4 protein-coding genes are annotated in these 2,189 nt (G+C 26.6%); all 4 read right to left on the bottom strand.

Annotation, left to right across the window (positions count from 1 at the left end):
* Nucleotides 1-15: 15 nt before the first annotated feature.
* A complete protein-coding gene (locus ACTG3S_RS02045) occupies nt 16-504 on the bottom strand; it encodes a YdeI/OmpD-associated family protein (RefSeq protein WP_439127711.1) in 489 nt (162 codons plus the stop codon).
* Between the two features lies 1 nt (nt 505).
* Nucleotides 506-1,081, bottom strand: a complete 576-nt coding sequence (locus ACTG3S_RS02040) for a YdeI/OmpD-associated family protein (protein ID WP_439127710.1) — start codon at nt 1,079-1,081, stop codon at nt 506-508.
* 102 nt (nt 1,082-1,183) lie between these two features.
* Nucleotides 1,184-1,735: a hypothetical protein gene (locus ACTG3S_RS02035; protein ID WP_439127709.1), complete on the bottom strand. Its 552-nt coding sequence runs from the start codon at nt 1,733-1,735 to the stop codon at nt 1,184-1,186.
* A 131-nt stretch (nt 1,736-1,866) separates the two neighbouring features.
* Nucleotides 1,867-2,189: M23 family metallopeptidase (locus ACTG3S_RS02030; RefSeq protein WP_439127708.1), on the bottom strand; the 323-nt coding region annotated here is incomplete at its 5' end.

The raw sequence follows: 2,189 nt of genomic DNA, 5'->3' as shown, positions 1-2,189 counted from the left end.
AAAGTTGATGAGTAATTATAGCAACTTAAATATTTTTAAAGGTTCTACATTTCCTCTTTTTAAATTCTCGCACATAATTAAAGATTTGTCAATTTTATTTTGAGTGCCTTTAAAACGAATAATACCATAAATGATGCTTCGTTGTTTTCCAGGAGTTAATGCTTCAAATAGTTGGTAAGCATCATAATCGCTCATTAAAACAGCTTCTAACTCCTCTGGCATTTCTACCCCATATTTAGAGGTATCTTCAAAAAGTTGCAGTTCAAATTCGTCTCCTAAAACGATGCCAACCTCTTTTTGCTTGGCTTTGCTAAACATCATTTTATAATCTCCAGAATGTTTATCTTTTTTTACAGCTGCATAAAAATCTAGTAATTTATCATTAAAGATAAATTGCACCTTTACACGACTCATTTTTTTATCAGCAAAAGGTTTATAAATTTCTTTAGGAATAAAAATATTATAAACGTTTGTAAATGGTAAGGTAAATTTATTTGTTTTCATGTTATCTAAGCTCTCTTGATTTTATATTTTGATGACACAAATCAATAATTTCTAAAATTCTTTTTTGTCTTGTAGCTTCTCTTTTTGCTTGGTTTAGCCAATACAAATAACTCTTTCTATAGGATGGTGCAAAATTTTTATAGTTGATATAGGCTTTAGAATTATTATCAAAAGCTATTTGTAAATCTTCAGGAATAATGCCTTTTTCAACATTATCTAAAGCAGACCAAGAACCATTTTGTTTGCCTATTTTAATAATATCAAGACCACTTTTATGTATTAGATTATCAGCATTTAATTCTTTAATATATTTTTTATTGAGTGCACTCCAAACACTTTTTGGGTTTCTAGGACAAAAATATTGACGTCTTTTCCCGTTTCCTAAGCTTTTCACAGTAGAATCTATCCAACCATAACACAAAGCCACTTTTACAGCTTCTTCCCAACGCATAGATTCTTCTTCATTTTCTACTTTGTAAAAGATTAAATAAATGCCTTTAGATTTGTAGTAATTTTCAGATAGCCAACTTCTCCATTCGGCATCATTTTTAAAATAAAATTCTTTTAGATTTGGCATGCATTAACTTTTAGAAAAGTAAAAGTAGAATAAAAAAACTGGCATCTCAAATATTATGAGACGCCAGTTCAAATCAACCAATAATAATTCAAACTATTCAATTTAAAAATTCACAACCAACAAATTAAGACTGTTTTGTAAGGTTTTATCCAATGCTGTTTTATTTATTTTCTTTAAATAAGGTTCTAAATTTTTACCAAACTGTACATCTACATTAGGGCTAATTTTGTAAGAAGCATTTAAAACATCTATTAGTTCTGGTAATCTATAGACATCATAATTTTCAGTATTATAAATTTCATTTTGAGATATTACATAAACTTTATTTATTTCTTCAGATTTTTTTTGCACTATATTATTCACAAACTTTACATATTCTCTTATCAACATAAAAGAAGGTTCTTTTCTGTTTAAATTTGTATTTGTTGTAGCTTTATTGATATTATAAAGAGGAAACTTTCCCTCAGAATTATTAGTAACTAAAACCTTTTCGGTTTCTTTAATTTCAAAAAAACTAGAAGGAAATATTTGCTCTGGTGCATAGTGGTTTTCTTCTACATTAATTTTAAAAAAGTTATTTTTTAGTAAATTTTCTTTTTGTGCATAAGATAAATTTACAATTAAGACGAACACTAATAATACATTTGTTTTCATAGTTAAAAGTTTATATTATAAATATAATAGTAAAACTATTAAAACAGAAATAAAACATATTGATATTTCTTATATTTCTATAATTTTAACTTATTTAAAAACCAAAAAAATATGGGAACTAATAATGGGAGTTATTTATTGATTGCGTACTTTCCTCTTTTATATCTTTGAGAAGGCAAACCATTTAATATAAAAGGTATGGAAATTAATTTTTTATTTAAAGAATGGTACAAAACAAAATGTAAATGAGGCTCTGAAGAGAAGCCTGTGTTCCCAGAATATCCAATAAGCTGACCTTTTTTAATAGAATCTCCTACTTTTACTAAAACTCCACCTTTTTTAAAATGTGCATACTGTACAAATGTACCATCCTTATGATATACAAATATTTTATTAGCCTTAGGAAGATATTTTTTTGAGGTACCTCCTTCGTCTGAGTCATTTTTTGTTTGAA

This window comes from Polaribacter sp. (genome assembly GCF_965656025.1).
Classification (GTDB): Bacteria; Bacteroidota; Bacteroidia; order Flavobacteriales; family Flavobacteriaceae; genus Polaribacter.
The sequence above is the reverse complement of the archived record's forward strand: the minus strand, read 5'-3'. Positions and strand labels throughout refer to the sequence as shown.